The sequence below is a fragment of the Roseovarius dicentrarchi genome (assembly GCF_003316635.1).
Classification (GTDB): domain Bacteria; phylum Pseudomonadota; class Alphaproteobacteria; order Rhodobacterales; family Rhodobacteraceae; genus Roseovarius; species Roseovarius dicentrarchi.
The window spans coordinates 21148-41077 of the sequence record NZ_QNQP01000018.1 but is presented as its reverse complement, the minus strand read 5'-3'; the positions used below and the strand labels follow the sequence as shown (position 1 = coordinate 41077).

Annotated in this window: 22 protein-coding genes; 21 read left to right on the top strand and 1 reads right to left on the bottom strand. The window is 63.2% G+C overall.

Features of this window, described 5'->3' with window-relative positions:
• The first annotated feature begins 2 nt into the window (after positions 1–2).
• From DQ230_RS12765 to DQ230_RS12755, 3 genes are read left to right on the top strand one after another with little or no spacing between them, the layout of a single operon-like run.
• Positions 3–1910 carry a heavy metal translocating P-type ATPase gene (locus DQ230_RS12765; protein ID WP_113913005.1) on the top strand — a complete coding sequence of 636 codons (1908 nt, stop codon included), beginning with the start codon at positions 3–5 and terminating at the stop codon, positions 1908–1910.
• Complete coding sequence (locus DQ230_RS12760) at positions 1907–2608, top strand: VIT1/CCC1 transporter family protein (protein ID WP_043872242.1); 702 nt, start codon at positions 1907–1909, stop codon at positions 2606–2608. The genes DQ230_RS12765 and DQ230_RS12760 overlap by 4 nt, the downstream gene beginning before the upstream one ends.
• Before the next feature lie 5 nt (positions 2609–2613).
• On the top strand, positions 2614–2904 hold the full coding sequence (locus DQ230_RS12755; protein ID WP_238987526.1) for a hypothetical protein: 291 nt from the start codon (positions 2614–2616) through the stop codon (positions 2902–2904).
• A 28-nt stretch (positions 2905–2932) separates the two neighbouring features.
• Here the strand turns inward: DQ230_RS12755 and DQ230_RS12750 are convergent, their stop codons facing one another.
• A complete protein-coding gene (locus DQ230_RS12750) occupies positions 2933–3226 on the bottom strand; it encodes a hypothetical protein (RefSeq protein ID WP_045685415.1) in 294 nt (97 codons plus the stop codon).
• 352 nt (positions 3227–3578) lie between these two features.
• Between DQ230_RS12750 and DQ230_RS12745 the strand changes: the two genes are divergently transcribed.
• The 18 genes from DQ230_RS12745 to DQ230_RS12660 all read left to right on the top strand — a co-directional run bounded on the left by DQ230_RS12745 (position 3579) and on the right by DQ230_RS12660 (position 19813).
• A complete protein-coding gene (locus DQ230_RS12745; RefSeq protein WP_238987525.1) occupies positions 3579–4049 on the top strand; it encodes a hypothetical protein in 471 nt (156 codons plus the stop codon).
• Positions 4050–4089: 40 nt separating this feature from the next.
• Complete coding sequence (locus tag DQ230_RS12740; RefSeq protein WP_113913003.1) at positions 4090–5028, top strand: ArdC family protein; 939 nt, start codon at positions 4090–4092, stop codon at positions 5026–5028.
• Positions 5029–5142: 114 nt separating this feature from the next.
• Positions 5143–5577 (top strand): RrF2 family transcriptional regulator, encoded by a 435-nt coding sequence (locus DQ230_RS12735; protein WP_113913002.1) that lies wholly within the window; start codon positions 5143–5145, stop codon positions 5575–5577.
• A 12-nt stretch (positions 5578–5589) separates the two neighbouring features.
• Positions 5590–6486 carry an NAD(P)/FAD-dependent oxidoreductase gene (locus DQ230_RS12730; protein ID WP_113913001.1) on the top strand — a complete coding sequence of 299 codons (897 nt, stop codon included), beginning with the start codon at positions 5590–5592 and terminating at the stop codon, positions 6484–6486.
• Complete coding sequence (locus tag DQ230_RS12725) at positions 6483–7169, top strand: class I SAM-dependent methyltransferase (protein ID WP_238987524.1); 687 nt, start codon at positions 6483–6485, stop codon at positions 7167–7169. The genes DQ230_RS12730 and DQ230_RS12725 overlap by 4 nt, the downstream gene beginning before the upstream one ends.
• A 139-nt stretch (positions 7170–7308) precedes the next feature.
• Positions 7309–7698 (top strand): DUF3768 domain-containing protein, encoded by a 390-nt coding sequence (locus DQ230_RS12720; RefSeq protein WP_113912999.1) that lies wholly within the window; start codon positions 7309–7311, stop codon positions 7696–7698.
• 152 nt (positions 7699–7850) lie between these two features.
• A complete protein-coding gene (locus DQ230_RS12715) occupies positions 7851–9833 on the top strand; it encodes a ParB/RepB/Spo0J family partition protein (RefSeq protein ID WP_113912998.1) in 1983 nt (660 codons plus the stop codon).
• Between the two features lie 72 nt (positions 9834–9905).
• The gene (locus DQ230_RS12710) at positions 9906–10499 is read left to right on the top strand and encodes a hypothetical protein (RefSeq protein ID WP_025042408.1); all 594 of its coding nucleotides are present in this window, start codon (positions 9906–9908) and stop codon (positions 10497–10499) included.
• The gene (locus tag DQ230_RS12705) at positions 10499–11152 is read left to right on the top strand and encodes a DUF6927 domain-containing protein (RefSeq protein WP_113912997.1); all 654 of its coding nucleotides are present in this window, start codon (positions 10499–10501) and stop codon (positions 11150–11152) included. The genes DQ230_RS12710 and DQ230_RS12705 overlap by 1 nt, the downstream gene beginning before the upstream one ends.
• Positions 11153–11278: 126 nt before the next feature.
• Complete coding sequence (locus tag DQ230_RS12700; RefSeq protein ID WP_113912996.1) at positions 11279–11605, top strand: type II toxin-antitoxin system PrlF family antitoxin; 327 nt, start codon at positions 11279–11281, stop codon at positions 11603–11605.
• On the top strand, positions 11602–12120 hold the full coding sequence (locus DQ230_RS12695; protein WP_090270153.1) for a type II toxin-antitoxin system YhaV family toxin: 519 nt from the start codon (positions 11602–11604) through the stop codon (positions 12118–12120). Before DQ230_RS12700 ends, DQ230_RS12695 begins: the two co-directional genes overlap by 4 nt.
• 255 nt (positions 12121–12375) lie before the next feature.
• On the top strand, positions 12376–12528 hold the full coding sequence (locus tag DQ230_RS12690) for an antitoxin PaaA2 family protein (protein WP_113912995.1): 153 nt from the start codon (positions 12376–12378) through the stop codon (positions 12526–12528).
• Positions 12529–12630: 102 nt separating this feature from the next.
• Positions 12631–16893, top strand: a complete 4263-nt coding sequence (locus DQ230_RS12685) for a strawberry notch family protein (RefSeq protein ID WP_113912994.1) — start codon at positions 12631–12633, stop codon at positions 16891–16893.
• Positions 16894–17014: 121 nt separating this feature from the next.
• Positions 17015–17401 carry a DUF6878 family protein gene (locus DQ230_RS12680; RefSeq protein ID WP_113912993.1) on the top strand — a complete coding sequence of 129 codons (387 nt, stop codon included), beginning with the start codon at positions 17015–17017 and terminating at the stop codon, positions 17399–17401.
• Between the two features lies 1 nt (position 17402).
• A complete protein-coding gene (locus tag DQ230_RS12675) occupies positions 17403–17864 on the top strand; it encodes a DUF6915 family protein (RefSeq protein ID WP_113913027.1) in 462 nt (153 codons plus the stop codon).
• Between the two features lie 100 nt (positions 17865–17964).
• Positions 17965–18285: a hypothetical protein gene (locus DQ230_RS12670; protein WP_113912992.1), complete on the top strand. Its 321-nt coding sequence runs from the start codon at positions 17965–17967 to the stop codon at positions 18283–18285.
• Positions 18286–18392: 107 nt separating this feature from the next.
• Entirely contained in the window at positions 18393–19121 is a 729-nt protein-coding gene (locus DQ230_RS12665; RefSeq protein WP_113912991.1) for a DUF736 family protein, read from the top strand.
• A 155-nt stretch (positions 19122–19276) separates the two neighbouring features.
• Positions 19277–19813: a hypothetical protein gene (locus DQ230_RS12660; RefSeq protein ID WP_238987523.1), complete on the top strand. Its 537-nt coding sequence runs from the start codon at positions 19277–19279 to the stop codon at positions 19811–19813.
• Positions 19814–19930 lie beyond the last annotated feature (117 nt).

Sequence of the window (19930 nt, the reverse complement as noted above, 5' to 3'; positions counted from 1 at the left end):
GCATGGAACAGACCCGTACCGATCGCTTCAAGACCGCACTCCTGCTGATGGCCGCAACCGGGCTGATCGTGGGACTCGCATTCTACCTTGCGGGCCAACCAGAGATTGCGAACCTGATCTGGATTGCAGGAGTTGTTCCCGCGCTGGCAGCGCTTGTGGTCGAAATCGTCCGGAGCATTGGGCGCGGCGAGGTGGGCCTCGATATCGTTGCCGCGCTGTCGATGTCGGCGGCGCTTGTCTTCGGCGAGACCTTGGCTGCGGCTGTCGTCGCAGTCATGTATTCTGGAGGCACCTTCCTCGAAGCCTTCGCTGAGGGTCGTGCACGCCGTTCGATGAAGGATCTTTTATCCCGCGTACCCCGGACCGCGACGCGGCACCGGAACGGCGGTCTTGAGGATGTGCCTCTCGAAGAGATCGCACCGGGCGATCGCCTGCTGATCCGGCAGGGCGATGTCGTTCCCGTGGACGGCACGGTGGCGTCCGACACCGCCTTCCTCGACACCGCGGCGCTGACCGGCGAGTCCCTGCCAGTCCGGCTGGCGCGCGGGGCCGACGCCATGAGCGGATCGACCAACGCGGGCGAGGCCTTCGACCTGACGGCGACGCGCGAGGCCAAGGACAGCACCTATGCCGGGATCGTTCGCCTGGTGGAGGAGGCGCAGGCGTCCAAAGCGCCGATGTCCCGGCTGGCCGACCGCTGGTCGCTGGGCTTTCTGGTCGTCACCGTCAGTATCGCCTTCGTGGCGTGGTGGTTCACCGGTGATCCGATCCGCGCGGTTGCCGTTCTGGTCGTCGCCACGCCCTGTCCGCTGATCCTTGCTGTGCCGGTCGCACTGGTCGCCGGCCTGTCGCGTGCGGCGCATTTTGGCGTGCTGATCAAGGGCGCAGGGCCGCTCGAGACGATGGCGCGGATCCGCACGCTGATCCTCGACAAAACGGGGACGCTGACGGATGGCCGTCCGCAGATCGTCTCGATCGACAGCCACGATGGCATGACCGAGGACGACATCCTCCGCCTCGCCGCCGCGCTCGATCAGGCATCGAAACACCCCGTGGCGCAGGCCATCGTCGCTGCCGCAAAGGCGCGGGGCTTCACACTGCCCGTTCCGACAGAAGTGGCTGAGATCCCGGGCGAAGGGGTCTTGGGTCGTGTGGAGGACCGCGAGGTGATCGTCGGCGGCGACGGCTTCGTGGCGTCCCGTGTCGGGCGGATGGTGGGCGATCACCCCGCCAAGGGCGCCGGATCGGTCCTTGTCGCAGTGGCAGTTGACGGTCACATGGCCGGGCACCTCGTCATGTCCGACCCGCTGCGCGAGGGGGCGGGCACCATGCTGGACGGTCTGCGCCGTCAAGGGATCGCGCGCATCCTTCTGGCTACTGGCGACCGCGCGGACGTGGCCGAGCGCGTGACCGAGGGGCTGGGCCTCGACGGGCTGCGGGCCGGTCTGACGCCGGATCAAAAGGTGTTACTGGTGCTTTCCGAGCGTAAACACGGGCCGGTGATGATGGTGGGTGATGGTGTCAACGACGCGCCCGCCCTGGCCGCAGCCGATGTAGGCGTGGCAATGGGGGCACGGGGCGCCGCGGCCTCGGCCGAGGCGGCGGACGTGGTGCTGCTCGTCGACCGGATCGACCGGCTTGGGCCCGGGATCGAGATCGCGCGGGCGTCGCGCCGGATCGCTGTCGAAAGCGTGGTCGCGGGTATCGGTCTGTCGGTTCTCGGCATGATTGCCGCCGCTTTCGGGTATCTCACCCCGGTGCAGGGGGCGCTTCTGCAAGAGGTCATCGACGTCGCTGTTATCCTGAACGCCCTGCGCGCGCTGCGCATCGCGCCACAGGAGCCAGCTACGGGCAAACCACAGGCCATCGTGTCAGAGCAAGCTGACATCGTTCAAGGAGCCACGCCATGAGCCGTCTATCACATTCTGAAATCCATATGGTGCATCGCATCGGCTGGCTGCGGGCCGCCGTTCTCGGGGCCAATGATGGTCTTGTCTCGACTGCGAGCCTCGTCGTCGGCGTCGCGGCCGCAGGCTCCGGCAAGCCCGAGGTCATGATCGCCGGGCTGGCCGGGCTTATGGCTGGCGCGATGTCCATGGCGGCGGGGGAGTATGTCTCGGTCAGCTCGCAAACTGACGCCGAACAGGCGGACCTCGCCCGAGAGAGCCGTGAGCTCGAGGAAACGCCCGAGGCCGAGCTCGAGGAACTAACCCGGATTTATGTTGAAAGGGGGCTGGACCGCGACCTGGCGGAAAAGGTTGCCGTGCAACTGACTGAACGTGACGCGCTCGGATCGCATGCGCGCGACGAACTTGGCATTTCGGAAACCGTTGCCGCCCGCCCTATTCAGGCCGCTCTGGTGTCCGCACTGACCTTCGCCGTTGGGGCGGTGCTGCCCCTGATCGTCGTAATGCTGGTCCCGGAGGCGCAGATCGCTCCCCTGGTGGCGGGATCGACGATCCTTGGCCTTGCGGTTCTTGGCGGATTGGGTGCTTCCGCCGGCGGCGCAGGCATCGTTCGTGGGGCCGCAAGGGTCACGCTATGGGGCGCGCTTGCCATGGCCGCGACAGCCGGGGTCGGTGCGCTGTTCGGGGTCGCCGTAGGCTAGAGTCAATGGGGTGTACCCGAACCCCGCTCCGGCTGCTTGTTGCGGCAACGCTCGTCAACATCGTGCTGATCATCGAGGTGCCAAAGATCGAGTCGCAGCGCGTGGGGTTAGAAACCCATGTCCGCAAATGGGTCATGCTGGACGAGATCAACACCGATATTCTGGAGCGGTCCTATGTCTGGGAGGACCGCACGCCCATCGGCACGTTCAGTTCCGTCTTCACATCCAAAATCCAGTCCAGCCTGATCGCGCTTGCCAGGTCGGGCGGGGCATCGATTGTTAATCGGCTGAAATAGTCTCAATGACCGCAGGGGCTACCCAGCTTCATTTGTTCCCATCGATCCATTTTGACATCAGCCCCTTGTCGCGGAAACACTCATCCGGGACGGCGCGGCGTTTGATCCGGGCGAGACGCTCGGCGAAGGCGACCTGCTTCGATGTCGGGCGGCTGTCCTGCGCGCCCGGGTTCAACTTGGCTTGTGCGTCGATCCAGGCGCTCAGGGACCGCCGATCTTGCTGAACCTCCCACGGCAAAAGCGTCTGGTTGCGCAAGGCCAGCGCGCGCGCATAGGCGATCTGCTTGGGCGTCGCGGGCAGGGCGTAGGTGGTGCTTTCCATCGGGGATCTCCCTTCTTAGCGTGGTTCTTAAAATAGAACATAACAGGAACAAAATCAAGCCAGCTGCGGAAATCATGGGGTTTGAGAGGAAGAGGAGGGCCGGGGGAGGTCAGGCCTGAGGATGCCCGAAAGAGGGTGTCCGGGCCTGATCCTGTTCCTCATTGGGGTCTGATGCCGGAAAGTGCAGGATCCTGCGTTCTCATGAGCTTCGCATTTAACAATCTCCGGCATCAGATCCCTAAAGAGTGAAAGTGTCCTTCGGGTTTTGTGACTGACGGATGAGGGCCTTTAGGGTCCCTCAGATGGGTCCGGGCCGGGTTCCGGTCTGCCGTTCCTGATGAAGGGCATTCCGATGCAAACAGGTGTCTTGCGCGTGTTGCGCGCGACCGCTGCCTCGTGGTGGCGACACAAGGAACTACGCCGAACCGGCCAGACGGGGCAGGCACAACGGCTCGAGCGCGAGACCGTACTGCGTGACCTCGGCTATCTGAAGCAGGCGGCGACTTTGCCAAACGCGCATGTGATCTGCGGAGAGGGCGGGACATTCATCCATCTTGGTTGGACCACCGTGTCCACCCTCGCGCCGATCGAGCGCTTTCCCTTGGCCACTCTTGCGGTCGCACGAGGGACCCCGTTCATCGATATCCGACCCGTCACCGATGTCATCGCCTTCGCCAACTTCCCGCGCGTGACGCGCGACGGATCGATCGACCCTGAACCTTGCGGTCCTGGCTGGTCCGTCTCGCTGACCACCTACATCGACAGGGTCGAAGCGCTCGGCGCGCGGATCGCAAACGATCCACGGCCCCGTCAGTCAACCTGATCCCCATTCCCTCTCACCAACACTCGAAAGGAGGCCTGCCATGGCCCGATCCCGCACGCCCAAATTCGATGCCTCCGAGGTCATCACAAACGAAATCATCCGCATCATCGAGCGCGGCGTCCTGCCGTGGCGCAAGCCCTGGACCGCAGGTGGCAGCTCGCGCCCCCTGCGCGTGGGCGGTGAGCCTTACCAAGGCGTGAACAACTTCCTGCTGACCATGCGAACCGTGATGGCAGGCCACAGCTCGCCCTTCTGGATGACGTTGCCGCAGGCCAATGCATTGGACGCAAAGGTTCGCAAGGGCGAGAAGTCCTCTATCGTCGTTTATTACGGCCAAAGCCGGAAAGACGCGGGCGGCGAGGATGACCACGGGGAGAGGGATGATCACTCCGAGGAGGCCCGCGTCTTCCGCTTCCAGAAATCCTACCGCGTCTTCAACGCCTGCCAGATCGAGGGCCTGCCCGACAGCTTCTTCCCCGATCCGGAGCCCATGCCCGAGCATCCACCCTCCGAGCCCATCCCGCACATACACGCGGTTTTCGATGCCATCGACATCACAACCGTCTTCACGGGAACGGAAGCCTATTATCTGCCACCCGTGGACAAGGTCTACATGCCGTCCATCACGCGGTTCCAGGACCCGCGCAGTTTCTATGGGGTCTGGGCGCATGAGCTGGCCCATGCCACGAAAGCCCCGCATCGGCTGAACCGCGATTTCGGGCTCTCGAAGTTCGGCAATACGGCCTATGCCCGCGAGGAGATCGTCGCCGAACTGACCTCGGTGTTCCTGGGTCAGACGCTTGGCTTCACGGCGCATACGCTCGAGATGAACGCGGCGTATCTCTACAACTGGCTGCGCGTTCTGCGTTCGGACAAGACCGCGATCTTCAAGCATGCGGCCGACGCACAACGCGCTTGCGACTACCTGTTCGCCCGATCAGAGGCGGGCAGGGCAGGGGGCAGCGCCGAGGCCGCCTAACAGACCTGTTGCTGCGAAGCGGAAAATGGCAGGTGTGAGCTCACATCTAACCGTCTGCGGCTCTGAGAACTCGCTCATCTTGACAACAGATCAAATCAGAACTATTGAAGTTACATGAAGCGTGACAGCCGCCTTTCCTCGGTCCTCCACGCGCTCCTCCACATGGCAGAGCGAGAGGGCCCCATGACGTCCGACGATCTGGCGCAGTGCCTTGGCACCAACCCGGTCGTCGTGCGGCGCACGATGGGCTTTCTGCGCGAGGCCGGGATCGTGGCATCCGACAGGGGACATGCAGGCGGGTGGCGGATCACGGCGGACCTGTCGGCCGTCTCGCTCCGGCACCTGCATGACGCCTTGGGCGAGCCTGCACTGTTCGCCGTCGGCAATCGTAACGATGCTCCGGGGTGTCTGGTCGAACAGACCGTCAACGCGGCGCTGGACGAGAGTTTTTCCGAAGCCGAGGCCTTGCTGTTGGCGCGTTTCGAAAATGTCACCCTTGCCGATCTTGCCGCGGATTTCGCGGTCCGGCACGCCGCACGGCGCAACTAGAAAGAACCCTGAATGATCCACGATGTCATCGTCATCGGGGGAAGCTACGCCGGCATGGCAGCTTCCCTCCAGCTTCTGCGTGCGCGCAGGTCGGTCCTGGTCATCGATGCCGGGCAAAGGCGCAACCGCTTTGCCAGCCACGCACATGGCTTTCTGGGCCAGGACGGCGTCGATCCTGCTGTCATCGCCAGCACGGCCCGCCGCCAATTGGAAGCCTACCCGACGCTGACGTGGTTGGAGTCCGAAGCCACCGGGATCACGGGGGAGCAGGATGCCTTTGTCGTCACATCGGCCGAAGGGCAAAGCCATCGCGGTCGACGGGTCCTTTTCGCGACCGGGGTGACCGACCAGTTGCCAAATATCACGGGACTGGCAGAGCGCTGGGGGCAATCCGTCTTTCACTGTCCCTATTGCCATGGCTATGAGCTTGATCAGGGCCGCATCGGTGTCATCGCCACAGGCCCGATGTCGGTGCATCAAGCGGAATTGCTGGCAGAGTGGGGTAAGGCCACTCTGCTAACCAACGGTGCCCTGATGTTGGAGCCCGAGGGGCGGGATGGATTGGAGCGCAAGGGCATCACCGTCGAGGGCACGTCAATTCATGCCATCGCGGGCGACGCGGACGTGCAGCTGACCGACGGCAGGGTCCTGTCCTTTGCGGGACTGTTCGTCGCGACGACGATCACTCCATCCAGCAGTCTTCCCTCGGACCTAGGCTGCGAGATCATTGAGAACCCGATGGGCCGGATCATTACCGTGGATGCGTCGAAGCAGACGACAGTGCCCGGCGTTTTCGCCTGTGGCGACGTGGCCGTCGTTCCAGGGGCAGTCTCCTTCGCTGTCAGCGATGGGGCACTGGCCGGCATGCAGTTGCATCGCTCGCTGGTCTGGCCGGAGACGATGGCGTGACGGAGCGTGGGGTTACACATCATGCCTTTAGTCACGACACTGCCGGATATGCGGCACGGGCCGCGCGCCAGGTCCCCGGCCTGCATGACGTCTACCGCATGGCGGGGCTCCTGCTCGCGGAACGGGTGCCGCCGTCTGGCAGAGTGCTGGTGCTGGGCGCCGGTGGGGGCCTCGAACTGCGCGCCTTCGCGGACATGCAGCCGGACTGGCGATTGGAGGGCGTCGATCCGTCGGCCGAGATGAACGATCAGGCCCGGCAGACTCTGGGCGACATGGTTGACCGAGTGACTTTCACTGAGGGTTATATCGATGACGCTCCAATAGGCCTCTTCGATGGCGCAACCTGCCTTTTGACCCTGCACTTCCTGCCGCAGGAGGAGCGCTTGTGCACGCTGAGCCAGATCGCCCGTCGCCTGCGCCCGGGTGCGCCACTGGTAGTTATGAATCACAGTGTGCCGGACGGGCAGGAACGGGATCTCTGGCTGCGCCGCAACGCGGCCTTGATGGTGTCCCATGGGATGTCCATCGAACAAGCAGAAAAGAGTGTGGAGAACTTGAAGGCGCGCCTGCCGATTCTATCGCCACAAGAAGACCAAGCCCTTCTCGCGCAAGCCGGATTCACTGACATCCAATTATTCTATGCCGCGTTCACATTTAGGGGATGGGTCAGCTATCTTGGTTGATCGACAACTGCGGCTTTGTCCCGCTGAGCGGACTATCGGAACTGTTTGGTTCGGGCAGGTTTGGACGGGGTCTTCTACCAAGCAGAAAAGTGAAAGCGGGCTTTAGGAAGGGTGTTTCAACTTCTCAAAGGAGAGCCCCATGTCCATGACCGTGCAACCCCAGCCAGACCGTCCGGATCCGAGTGTGATCGCGGCGCAGAACGATGCCTTCCGCAAGCTCGCGTGCCTTGGGGTGCCGCCTGAGCAGCCCATCCAGGGCCGCATGCATGTCGCGCGCTCGCTCATTGAGGCCGATGACGGCTTCATGGCCGAGGCGGTGAAGGCCACCGGCGCATTCGATACGTTCAGGCCCGAGAATGATCCCGAGGGATGGCACGACTTCGGGGCGGTCGAGATCCGGGGCGAAACCGTGTTCTGGAAAATCGATCTCTATGAGGCAGATTCGGATTTCCGCTACGGGGCTGAGACCCCGGACAATCCCGCCACCACCATGCGCGTGCTGACCATCATGCTGGCGCGCGACTGGTAGGGGAGGGGAATCCTCCCCCCTGACATCTGAGACGATGAAGGCCCGCTGCCCCTCAAAAAGGAAAGCGGGCCTTTTGTCGTGGTGATCCCTGAAGCCGGGGATTGGTTACGCGCGCGCGCGGGCCACACCTCACCCACCTGGAAGGATATCCCATGACCACAAGCTTTGCCCCTCTCACCGTCGCCATCGGCGATCTGGTCCCGCATCCTGCCAATGTGCGCAGCAACTCGCCGGAAACCTATGATCCCGAGAACATCGCGCATCTGAAGGCCAGCATCGCTGTGCTGGGCCTGCTCCAGCCGCTCTTGGTCCAGAAGCTTGACGGCAAATATGCTGTCCTCGCCGGTGGCCGACGCCATGCTGCGCTGAAGGAGCTGGTCGCAGACAAGGCCACCAAGGGGTTCATGGCGAAAACCAAGGTCGACTGCCGCCTTGTCCCTGACGACTGTGACGTCACCACTGCGCTGTCGCTCGCCGAGAACATCACCCAGGCACCGATGAACGCAATCGACGAGTTCGAGGCTTTCGCGCGGATGATGGAGGTTGACGGCCAGACGCCCGAGACCATCGCAAAGACCTTCGGTACCACGGTGGCCGCCGTGAAAGGCCGGTTGCGCTATGGCCTTATCCACCCCGACATCCGCGCCGCGGCACGGGCCAAGACGATCACGCTCGACACGATGAAAGCCTTTGCCGAGCACCCGAGCCAAGAGGCGCAGCGCGAGGTCTTCGAGGCGCTCACGAATGACGGCGGCTATCTGCAGGCCTATACCGTTCGACAGGCGCTCAAATCCCGCGGGGTGCAGGTCAGCGACGATATCGGGGCTTTCGTGCGCGCGGACTACGAGGCGCGTGGCGGCGCAGTCGCGGCTGACCTTCTGGAAGAGCATTCCGTGCTCGAGGATGCGGCGCTGGTCGAAACCATCCTGCTCGAGAAGCTCGGTGCCGCCGCCGAAGAGGCTCGCATAAAGCTGGGCTTTGCCTGGGCCGATGCGATGGTCCGCTATGATTACGCGACCATGGCCGACTATGGCCGTGTCTATCCCGGCCCGATCGAGCCGGATGAGGCTGCGCAAAAGCGCGTGGATGAAATCACCGCCGAACTCGAGAAACTGCAGCTCGAGATGGAGGATGAGGGGCTCGAGGACGGTGCTTATAATGCCCTTTACGAGCGCGTGGACGCCTTGGAAGAGGAAGCCCGCGACCTGCAGGAGGCCTACAGCGCCGAGGACCTCGCGCGGTCTGGGGTGATCGCGTCCTGGTCGGCCGGTAAGGTCACACTCCATGTGGGTCTCGTCCGCCCGGAGGACACCGTGAAAGACGAGGGCGCGCGCGGCTCCTCGGCCAACCCGACCGGGGAGGAGGCCCCAGACGCCGGCGAAATCACCTACCCGACCTCACTGGCTGAGGACCTCAAGACCGAGCGAGCCATGGCGCTTGGGGCCGCGATGGCGCTGCATCCGGAAGCCACGCTCGATCTGACGCTCTTCAAGCTGGTGAGCGACGTTCTGGCCAGCGGCATGAGTGTCACGCAGGCGATCAAGATCGATGCCCGCAAGGAATACCGCAGCCATGCCAAGATGGACGAAATCGACGAGACCTCGCTCGAGCAGGTGGCGGCGGCGCATGAGGCGCTTGATCTGTCCTGGCTAGATGACGCCCGCGCGCCCGCTGATCAGTTCGCGGCGTTTCGCGCGCTGGAGGCCGGCGAGAAGGCCAAGCTCGTGGCCTATGCCACGGCCAGCACCACGCAGTCCTGCTTCGCGCGGGACCGCCAGCGCGACAGCCTGATGCATGCGTTCGAGATCGAGATCATGCCCGACATCCGCGCCCACTGGACGCCGAATGCGGCGCTCTTCAACCGCTTCAAGAAGGCCTGGCTCCTGAAGATCCTCGGCGAGGATCTGGGTCTCGCCCAGGAGGCGGTGACGCTGGCCTCGTCGAGCAAGAAGGAGATTGTCGCCTTCTGCGACAAGCTCTTCGCCGAACCCTTCGCCACGCTCACGGACGCGCAGCGCGCTGCCGTGGCCGCCTGGTGCCCGCCGATGATGCAGACCGCCGGTATCGCCTTTGATGAGGCGGAGCCCGCTGCGGAAACCCCCGAGCCTGACAGCGAGGTCGCGCAAGCGGCCTGAGCCATCATGCGACCCGCGCGAGGCATTCCTCGCGCGGGTCGACCCTCCCACACCCAACGGAAAGACATCCCTATGGCTATTCTCAAGTTCTCTGCCTCAGCTGTTGCCGCGCAAATCGCACATGCGCGCGCCTGCAAAACCTTCCTGCCCAACTGGAACGGGCCCGTGGACAGGCCCGCCCTGATCCTCATCGTCGGCAATGGTGTGCATCTGCGCTCAAACGGCATCGATGGCACGACCACCCGTATCGTCACCACCGAGCAGGCCGATCCCTCCTTCGCCTTCGCCGACGGCATGAACCCGTTTCGGGATACCGACTGGATGGCGCAGCGCCGCATGGCGTTTCGCGATCTGACCGGCCAGTTCTACACCGACATCCTGGATGACGTGCAGGTTCTCATCGACCGGGGGCGGGGGGCCATCCGGCTAGCCACCGATGGCCACAGCATCCGCGTCTTCGTGCGCCGGGCCTCGGACTATCTCATCGGCGGGACCTACGAGGTGCCCTCGGGCCTCGGCGGCACCTTCCGGGTCATTCTCAAGGATGCCTGCGACACCTTCGCGATCGTGCAGAACTGCGGCAATTGCGAGGATTTCGACGCCATGCAGCCCTATCGCGTGCCGCTGGATGCGCTGATGGAGATCGACGATCGGAGGGCGGCATAGTGGGATGGCTTTTCTACACCGACCGCCGTATCAAATCCTACGCGGATGAGAAGGCGGAAATTACACGGCTCTGCACCTTCGAGGGCGACACGCGCAAAACTGAACTGGTCAAGGCCTGCAAGGTCGCCTCCACCTGGTATGCGGCGGCAAGGGTCACCAATCTCGACGGCACCGCTGTCGAAGACACGACCTATGTGACCGATGCGGATGGCTCCATCACGTTCGGGGCTGTCTTCCTCACCCGATACGATGACGGCAGCTGGGGCTACAAGGACATGGAGGAAAGCGCGGGACCGGTCGAATCCCGCGCGCCACTGAGCTTATTGGCCCTGCTGTCCGAGCTGAAAGACCCAGACAGCTATGCTCATGCCTGGCGCCAGCGCTGCCAGGACTGGGCTGCGATCCCGGACTACGAGGAAGGCGACAAGATCAGGCTCGCCGCCCCCGTGACGCTCACCGATGGCAGTACATGCCAAATCGTCACCGCGACGCACTACAAGCGGGGGCGGCAAAAACGCCGCTGCTACCGCATCGAGGAAACCGGCGGGCTCGTACGCCTGTCGAAGGCCTCGCTTGCGGACTCGGAGCTGCTCAGCTCCGCGAAAGGTGCGGCTAGCCCGGTGCTGGCGGAGTATCTCGCGGGGCGAAATTAGGTCCTGCGCCGGACGGGTCATCGACCTGCCCGGCGACAGCAGATGCTGCGGCTTGTCTTGACAAGGCAATGCAAATGCATTACCTATCGCAGGCAGCAAAGACCCCCTTTCTTTCAGGAGACTGCCATGACAGCCCTCGCACAAGATGTCTCGAAACTCACGGATCGGTATCAGACGACCGTGCCGGCGGGTGTGCGCAAGCAGCTCAAGCTGGGCAAGGGCGACCAGATTCGTTACTGTACCGAGCCGAGTGGCAGGGTCTATATCGAGCCCGTGCGCAGCGACGAGGAAGATCCCGTGCTCGGAGCTTTTCTCGATTTTGTCGAGGCCGATATCAAGGCGCATCCGGACCGCATTCGGGCGTTCGATGGGGCTTTGCATGACCGTCTTGCAGCACTGGTCGAAGACGTTGACGTCGATCTCGATGCGCCGCTATCGCTCGAGGATGAATGAGCGGCGATAGCGTGCCCGCTCAAGCGCCCCTTGTCGTAAACGGATGGTCGATTTATGCGCATCCGCTCTTTCTGGACCAGCTCGAAGGGCTGATCGAGGAAGTCGAGGCGCGTAAGGCACGCGATCCCAAGACCTGGCGCAAGAAGAATTCCACGAAACGGCTGGCCGCCATCTTCAAGCTGGTCACCGAGGCCATACCGGCAGATCCGGGTGCCGCCGCCTTCCGGCAAGGCGGCACACTCGGCGATCACCGCAAGCACTGGTTCCGGGCGAAATTCTTCCAGCAGTATCGGCTGTTCTATCGGTTCAACAGCGATGCGAAGGTCATCGTGGTGGCCTGGGTGAACGACGACAAGACCCTGCGCGCCTACGGCAGCAAGACGGATGCCTATGCGACGTTCAAAGGGATGCTGGAAGATGGAAATCCACCTGACAATTTCGACGCGCTCTTGAAAGAAGCTGCAGCGGCGGACAAGCGGTTCGAGACGTCCCTTGAAGCGGCGCCCGATCGGTAAGTGGCCAGTAGAAGGCTTGCTGTGAACCTTACGGCATTGCCGTTTACGACGCCAGGCTGGGTGATGTAGCATCGACCCATAGTATAGTCGGAGAGAGCGCAATGGACCCAACGGGGAAGGAAGAGCCGCACCTTGGCACCGATGAGCAAGGCGCATCTCGGATGAAATGGAAGCATTCGCAATTTGCTGTGCGCGTTGCAGACATGCCCGATGACCTCGGCAAGCTGCTGGATATGGGGCTCGAGGAGTATGTCCGTGGCCGCTGAAGCGAATTCGTATGACGCGTGGTTTCGCGCGAAGGTGCAGGCCGCGCTGGAGGAGGAATGCACGGGAACATCTCAAGTTCAGGTGATGCAGGCCGCACAGGCATTGATTGATGCGAAACGGGAGGTCGAACCCAAGTCCTGACCAAGCCTTGGAGGTCAGCGCGGTCTGACCCCCGTCACCCTGAAAAGCGAAAGCGGGCTTTTTGTCCTTTGGAACTCAGACCCTGATCCAAAGGAATTCCCCATGTCCAAGCCTCTCTCAACGCTCCCCAATCCTGTTGAATCCGACGCTAACCTCACCTCTGCCCTCGCGCAGATCTGCGCGGAGATCGTCCACCAACCCCTGCGCAGTTCAGCGCTGGCGCGCATCATGCGCGAGACGTTTCATGGCAGCGATGCCGGCGGTGCCTGGGACTGGCGCATGGCCTATGACCTGATGCAGGCCGCGGCTGTCCAGGTGCTGCTGCGTGGGGACGGCGTGGCAGGTGACATCGCCGCTGCAAGGCTGCTTGCCTCGCGGCTGCTGACGGAAACGCGCCGGTCGGAGCAGCAAATCCGGTTGCAGCAGTTCTCCACGCCGTTGCCTTTCGCGGCAATGGTCGTGCGGGCGGCAGCCGTTCGCAAGGGCGAGACTTTGCTGGAGCCCTCGGCTGGCACCGGTGCCCTGGCTGCTTTCGCCGCCCGGGCCGGTGCCACGCTTCTGCTCAACGAGATCGACCCCGTTCGCCAGCGCCTCCTGCGCGCGGTTTTCGGCGGCGAGGTCACAGGCCATGACGGCGAGCATATCGATGATCTGCTGCAGACGCCGGTTCTACCCGACGTCGTGGTGATGAATCCGCCCTTCGCCTCCTCGGTCGATCGGTCGCGGGACAAGCACATCGCCGCCAAACATCTCATCGCGGCTGCAAAGCGTCTCGCGCCCGGTGGGCGGCTGATGGCGATCATGCCGCCGGGGTTCACGCCCGAACGCGATGCCGCGCATTGGTCCCGCGCCTGCGGTCTCCTGACGCCGCGATTGGCACTGACGATGCCGGGGCAGGTCTACCGCAAGCTTGGCACCTCCGTCGAAACCCAGCTGATGGTCTTCGACAAGGTGCAGGAAGACGGCGAAATGATCCGCGTCCCTGTGCGGGATCTGGATGAAGCCTTGGCATATGTTGATGCTGTGGCCTCAACCCGGACCGAGATGCGCCCCGTACAACAGGCAGCGGCGATCCCTAACGGGCGGCCGACCGTTCCATCCTCTGCTCCGCGCAAGACCGCCGCTGCGCCTGTCGCCGCCTCCAAACCCCGGGCCAATGCCGTTGTCCCGCTAGTTTTCACGAGCCTTGATATCCCGCGCGACAACACGCCGATCTCGGACATCTATGCGCGCTACCGTCCGCAGCGGATCGAGATCGCGGGTGCGCAGGAACATCCCACCCCGCTCGTCGAAAGCATCGCCATGGCCTCGGTTGCCCCGCCCATGCCCTCAAACACGGGCAGTGATGACTTGCGACTGCCTGCACGGTTGATCGAGGAGGGATATCTCTCCGAGGCGCAGCTCGAGACCATCATCATGGCACATGACGCCCATGGGCGCGACCTGCCCGGTCGGTTCTCTATCGATGACGACCAGACCAAGCTGACGCGCGCCGATGATGACCCGGATGCACGTGCCTATCGCCTTGGCTATTTCCTCGGCGACGGCACCGGTTGCGGCAAGGGCCGCGAATGCGCGGGGCTCATCCTTGTCAACTGGCTGGCCGGGCGCAGAAAGGCGATCTGGGTGTCCAAATCCGCCACGCTCATCGAGGACGCGATCCGCGATTGGACCGATCTCGGCGGCTCGCCAGCCGACATCCAGCCGCTCTCCAAATGGAAACCGGACCAGCCCGTCCCGATGGGCGACGGTATCCTCTTCGTCACCTACGCCACGCTGCGGTCCGCGGGCAAATGCGGCACCACGCGACTGAGCCAGATCCTCGACTGGATGGGCGAAGATTTCGACGGCGTCCTCGCTTTTGATGAGGCCCATGCCATGCAGAACGCGGCAGGGTCCGAGCAGGGCAGGGGGGTCAAACCCTCGCAGCAGGGCCTTGCGGGCCTGCGGCTGCAACTGGCAGCACCCCGCGGCCGCGTCTTCTACATTTCGGCCACGGGTGCCACGAGCGTGCACAACCTGGCCTATGCCGCGCGTCTCGGTCTCTGGGGGCAGGGGCCCGAATACCCATTTCCAAGCCGCGAGAGCTTCGTCTCGGCGATGGAGGCGGGCGGTGTCGCGGCGATGGAGGTGGTCGCGCGTGATCTCAAGACGCTCGGCCTCTACACGGCACGTGCCCTCAGCTTTGATGGGGTGGAGTATGACGTACTCGGACACGCGCTCACCCCGGCCCAGATCGAGATCTACGATGCATACGCGGGTGCGTTTCGGACGATCCACCACAATCTCGAAGCCGCGTTGACTGCGACCGGCGTCAACGATGCCTCGGGCGAGACCAATGCCTCGGCCGCACGCGCCTCGGCCAAATCTCGCTTCGAGAGCACGAAACAGCGCTTCTTCAACCATCTCCTGATGGGCATGAAGGCTCCAAGCATCATCCACGCCATCAAGGACGATCTGGCGGCGGGCAAGGCTTGCGTCATCCAGGTTGTCTCGACAGGTGAGAGCCTGCTGAAGCGCCGGCTTGAGACGATGGACCAGGAGGACGAGCTGGTCGAGGGCGCGCTAACGCCGCGCGACTACGTCCTGGGATACCTCGAACAGGCCTTCCCGATTCATGCGCAAAAGCTGGTCGAGATCGACGGCAATATGGTGGCCGAGCCGCTCCGCGATGAAACTGGCGCGCTGGTCGTCTCGCGCGAGGCGCTCGCTCTGCGTGACGCGGCCATGATGGAGTTGATGACGCTGGCCCCGATCCCTTCGGCGCTGGATCAGATCCTCTGGGCCTTTGGCGACGATGCCGTGGCCGAAGTGACCGGAAGGTCGATCCGACCTCTGAAGGCGGACGATGGCCACCTCTTCATCGAGAAGCGCGCCGCCAGCAGCAATTCATCCGAAACCCAAGCCTTCATGGACGGCGAAAAGGATGTCCTGATCTTCTCCGATGCGGGCGGCACGGGCCGTTCCTATCATGCGGCACAAACGGCGAAGAACCAGAAACGGCGGCGGCACTACCTGCTGGAGCCCGGCTGGCGCGCCGATGCGGCCATCCAGGGGCTCGGCCGCACCCATCGCTCTGCCCAGGTCAGCGCGCCTTTCTTCCGGGTCTGCACCTCGGATGTGCATGGCGAAAAGCGTTTCACCTCGACGATAGCCAAGCGCCTCGACCAGCTAGGGGCCTTGACCAAGGGTCAGCGCGAGACCGGCTCGCAAGGCATGTTCCGCGAGGAGGACAATCTCGAAAGCCCGATCGCACGGGCGGCGCTGCGTGGGTATTTCGCCGATCTTGCCGCCGGGCGCGCTGAGGCGATGAGCTACGAGAGCTTCACCGACTGGACGGCCCTGCGGCTGATCGACAAGGACGGGGTGCTCCTTGAGGAGCTTCCCCCGATCCAGCGGTTTCTGAATCGGGTGCTTGCCCTTCCCATCCACATGCAGAACGCGCTCTTTGCCGAGTTCATGCGCCGGATTGCCGATCAGACGGAACGGGCGCGCGCGGCGGGCACGCTCGATCTCGGCGTGGAAACCCTACGCGGCGAAAAGATCGAGCAGGTTTCCACGGAGGATCTCTGGACCTGCCCGAAATCCGGCGCGGTGACGCGGATCATCGGGCTCAAGGTGACGGACCCGGTTCATGTCCTGGGCGCCGAAGAGGCCATATCTCGCAATCCGGACAAGCTGCCGATGGTCAATCGCGCCTCCGGTCGCGCGGCGCTCATCTCGGCGCGGCCCATGCAGATGTATGACGAGGACATTGTCACGCTGATGCGCAAGGCGGTGCGGCCAAACGGGTCGAGCTATCTCGAAGAGGCGCGGTTCGAGTCCTCGGCTTGGGAAGATATTGAGCGGCGCGAGTTCACCCAGCTTTGGGACGCAGAGGCTGCGTCCCTGCCAAAAACCACCACGACCAAGCTCTACCTGCTGACCGGGCTGCTGCTGCCGATCTGGAAGGACATTCCGACCACCAATGAGCGCATCTACCGGGTCACGCCCGATGGGGCGACCGCCATGATCGGGCGCACGCTGAGCGAGGAAGGGGCGGCCGCGCTGCGCGCCCGCTTCCTCGTCTCCAACCCGCAAACACCGCAGGAGATGTTGACCGCCGCCCTCGGCACCACCGCGCCTGTCGATCTGGGCCGGGGTCTGACCCTGACCCGTCGCCGTGTCGCAGGCGAGATGCGCCTCGAGCTGGGCGGCGCGGATCGGGGCATGATTGATGGCCTCAAGGCAATGGGGTGTTTCACTGAGATCATCGCCTTCCAGCTGCGGGTGTTCCTGCCGCATGGGGACGGGATCGACACGGGAAGCATTCTGGCCCGGATCGTGGGTCAGGAAGCCGCCATGACGTCAGAACAAGCCGCCTGAAAGGTCAAAGCGAGCTTTCGGTCGGGCGTCGCGGATCGGGGTTTGCCCGGGCTGCGCTTTCCGGGCGCGGGCAGACCAATGCCACGCCCGGCCCCCCAAATTCAGACAAGAGGACAGACCCATGACCAATCCCAAGATCGACTATGCCGCAATGGCGGCTCAGTGGCGTGCAGAGCGCGAAACCACCTTGAAGGCATCCCGAACGGAGCTGCTCGCTCAACTACGTGCGCTTGGCATCAGCGAGGTCACTGCCGAATACGAAGGCTATGGCGACTCCGGCAATGTCGAGGATGTGACGGTGCAGCCTGCAGAGGTCCAGCTGCCGGAGGCGCTTGCCGCAGAGGTTGGCGACTTCGCCTGGTCGCTGGCCTATCACCATCACCCGGGGTTCGAGAACAATGAGGGCGGCTATGGCACGCTGACTTGGGACATTGCAGCAGACAGCATCACGCTCGATCACGCGGACCGCTATGTCGAATGCTCGCACAGCTATGACGAGGGGCTTTGAGATGGCCCATCCTCTTCATCATGCCGAAAGCTCCGCCCGGAAATTCGGCGGGGTGCCGTCTGACTATCAGGCTGTGCACGATTGGTTTGACGCCTCAAAAGAGCACCTCGCGCTCTTTACGCACCGAGCCATGCGCCATCATGCCCAAGGCCTGTTTGAAGCCGAACGTGTCTTCGGCCTGACCCTGACCAATAGCGCAGGTCGGGACATTCCCGTGCGCTGGATCGGCGAGCAGCATATCCGTGAAGACTGCCAGGGCCGCATTCCGAGCATGGCGGACTGGCTGCGACGGATACAGCCTGAGCCATGGATGGCCAATGGCCACATCGACCGGCATGTCGGCTCCGAGCCCTGCGGCGACCCAAGGGTTGCCTGGGCCTCCGAGGTCGCCGCCGGAAGAACGGTTCTTGGCCTGACGGATTGGATGGCGGCGCACGCGACGCAAGCCACGCAAGTTGCCTGACAGCACTCGGCCGTTTGCCAAACGAATACTGCATGGAAGCCCGGTCGGACGATCGGGCTTCTTGCGTCGTTTCCCCACCATTCTTCGTAAGGAGGATCGCATGACACTCGAAGACATCAAGGCCGCCGTCGATGCCGGCCAGACCGTGCATTGGGCCAATACCGGCTACGTTGTCCACAAGGACCGGCTCGGTCAGTACCTGATCACCTATTTGCCGAATGGTAGCTGCATCGGCCTGACCGACCGGGAAGGGCAACGGTTGAACGGCAAAGAGGCGGAGTTCTTCATCGCGCGATCGAAGGACAGTGCGGAAAATCCGGGCAGCCAATCAAGATCAGACGGGCAGGAGAGGGGCGCAGCACCCGGGGGCGCGGCGGCACACCTACTCAGACGGCATCGCGAAGCTGAGGGCGGGGCATAAAGGGAAAGCAAGCTTTCTGATTTGTGATCCCTCAAGGGGTCGAGAAAGCAATCCCGGATGCGTTGGCAAGAACGTCAGGCACCGGCCAATCCAAAAGGAACCATCCCATGTTCGCAGGAACCCTCACCCGCAACGTCGAGACCGCAGCCGCCGAGTACACCGGCATGATCCACTCGTCACGCTTTGACATCGCCATCCAGCTTGAGGCACGGGCCAAGATGTCCGCGCGCAGTCCGGATTACGACGTGACCGCGGTCAACAAGTCTGGCCGCAAGGTGCGCATCGGCACGGCCTGGAACGAGACGGGCAATACCAGCGGAAACCCCTATATCTCGATGCAGATCGATGTGGGCCTAGGCCCGTTCCGGGTCAACGCGGTGCAGACGAAAGAGGCGCGCGCGGCCCAAAGCGGCGAATTCGAGATCATCCCGTTGGTCTCGAACGGTCTGATGAAATCCGGCTCGATCTCGGGCGAGCTCACCGCCATGGACGCTGACAACGCCTTCACCGGCTACATCGCCAATATGATGTTCGATCTGGAGTTTATGTTGATCGAGAACAGCTACAAGACCGAGGAGACCCACCCTGACTACCGCATCGAGGTCAGCTCGCCCCGGGGCACGCCGATCCGCGTTGGCTCGGCGTGGATGGCCAAAAGCAGCCGCACGGGCAATGACTACCTTTCGCTGCTGATCAACACGCCCGATGGCGACCTGCGTGTCAACGCCGTCCAGAACGAAGAACAGCGCGGCGGGCAGACCTTCTCGATCATCCCGTTCATCGACAGCGGTGAGCAGCCGCAGGACGCGGGCGCGGGGCTCTCCTTGGTCGCCTAATCGGCGCGCGAGGGGAGACGATCTGAACCGAAAGGGGAGCCGTGGGATCACGGTTCCCCTTTTTCCATGTTTGGCTGCATGACGGGCGCCATCTGCTTGCGATCTGCTGAATATGATATACGATAATATATTATTGAATGGACGAAGGTAGGCGCATGGTGGCGAGACTGGGAAAAGCTCCGTGGTTCGAGAGCTTTGATGTAGAGGCAGAGGTTGCAGAGCTTCTTGCTCATATCGAGCGTTGCACCGGATTTGCGCTACCCGCCCGAAAGCGCGATGTCATCATGACCCATGCAAGGGCAAAGCTCGACAGGACAAGGCAGGCATTTCTGGAGGCCAAGGCGGCGGGAAAGCCGGTGTCCACATCGCGCCGCGCTTATCTGACCGAAGTTCAGGACACGATCTTCATGGCGATCCCGGAGGAGAACCTCGCGCGGATGCCGCTGCGCGAGCAGGTTCTCAACGACCCGTCATTTTACGCGGATGCCATGCACCGCGCCGCCGCGATTAGCGAGGATGAGCTTTTCATGGCGCTGTCCTCTTCGCTGAAAGACATGACAGTCCAAGACGCCCGGGCCTTCGTCTCGAAGCTTTGGCACGGCACGATTGACGAAAATGCCCGCAAATACGCCGAAGCCCTGAAGCGCCCCGAGCGTGAACCGCAGCCCTTTCGCCCAGGGAACACCGTGTAAGATCGGAGCCATTCTCTTGGCTTGAGCCGTACCGAGGTTGGCCGCCTCAAACCCCCTTTCCCAAAGGTGGCACCCTGTGCAGCGCGCGAAAGCCGTTGAAGGCGCTGTGGTGACGTC

Excerpts from the sequence above, each read along its gene's own strand:
- DQ230_RS12765 (WP_113913005.1), top strand. The coding sequence starts at position 3 with ATGGAACAGACCCGTACCGATCGCTTCAAGACCGCACTCCTGCTGATG.
- DQ230_RS12760 (WP_043872242.1), top strand. The coding sequence starts at position 1,907 with ATGAGCCGTCTATCACATTCTGAAATCCATATGGTGCATCGCATCGGC.
- DQ230_RS12755 (WP_238987526.1), top strand. The coding sequence starts at position 2,614 with ATGGGGTGTACCCGAACCCCGCTCCGGCTGCTTGTTGCGGCAACGCTC.
- DQ230_RS12750 (WP_045685415.1), bottom strand. The coding sequence starts at position 3,226 with ATGGAAAGCACCACCTACGCCCTGCCCGCGACGCCCAAGCAGATCGCC.
- DQ230_RS12745 (WP_238987525.1), top strand. The coding sequence starts at position 3,579 with ATGCAAACAGGTGTCTTGCGCGTGTTGCGCGCGACCGCTGCCTCGTGG.
- DQ230_RS12740 (WP_113913003.1), top strand. The coding sequence starts at position 4,090 with ATGGCCCGATCCCGCACGCCCAAATTCGATGCCTCCGAGGTCATCACA.
- DQ230_RS12735 (WP_113913002.1), top strand. The coding sequence starts at position 5,143 with ATGAAGCGTGACAGCCGCCTTTCCTCGGTCCTCCACGCGCTCCTCCAC.
- DQ230_RS12730 (WP_113913001.1), top strand. The coding sequence starts at position 5,590 with ATGATCCACGATGTCATCGTCATCGGGGGAAGCTACGCCGGCATGGCA.
- DQ230_RS12720 (WP_113912999.1), top strand. The coding sequence starts at position 7,309 with ATGTCCATGACCGTGCAACCCCAGCCAGACCGTCCGGATCCGAGTGTG.
- DQ230_RS12715 (WP_113912998.1), top strand. The coding sequence starts at position 7,851 with ATGACCACAAGCTTTGCCCCTCTCACCGTCGCCATCGGCGATCTGGTC.
- DQ230_RS12710 (WP_025042408.1), top strand. The coding sequence starts at position 9,906 with ATGGCTATTCTCAAGTTCTCTGCCTCAGCTGTTGCCGCGCAAATCGCA.
- DQ230_RS12700 (WP_113912996.1), top strand. The coding sequence starts at position 11,279 with ATGACAGCCCTCGCACAAGATGTCTCGAAACTCACGGATCGGTATCAG.
- DQ230_RS12695 (WP_090270153.1), top strand. The coding sequence starts at position 11,602 with ATGAGCGGCGATAGCGTGCCCGCTCAAGCGCCCCTTGTCGTAAACGGA.
- DQ230_RS12685 (WP_113912994.1), top strand. The coding sequence starts at position 12,631 with ATGTCCAAGCCTCTCTCAACGCTCCCCAATCCTGTTGAATCCGACGCT.
- DQ230_RS12680 (WP_113912993.1), top strand. The coding sequence starts at position 17,015 with ATGACCAATCCCAAGATCGACTATGCCGCAATGGCGGCTCAGTGGCGT.
- DQ230_RS12675 (WP_113913027.1), top strand. The coding sequence starts at position 17,403 with ATGGCCCATCCTCTTCATCATGCCGAAAGCTCCGCCCGGAAATTCGGC.
- DQ230_RS12670 (WP_113912992.1), top strand. The coding sequence starts at position 17,965 with ATGACACTCGAAGACATCAAGGCCGCCGTCGATGCCGGCCAGACCGTG.
- DQ230_RS12665 (WP_113912991.1), top strand. The coding sequence starts at position 18,393 with ATGTTCGCAGGAACCCTCACCCGCAACGTCGAGACCGCAGCCGCCGAG.
- DQ230_RS12660 (WP_238987523.1), top strand. The coding sequence starts at position 19,277 with ATGGTGGCGAGACTGGGAAAAGCTCCGTGGTTCGAGAGCTTTGATGTA.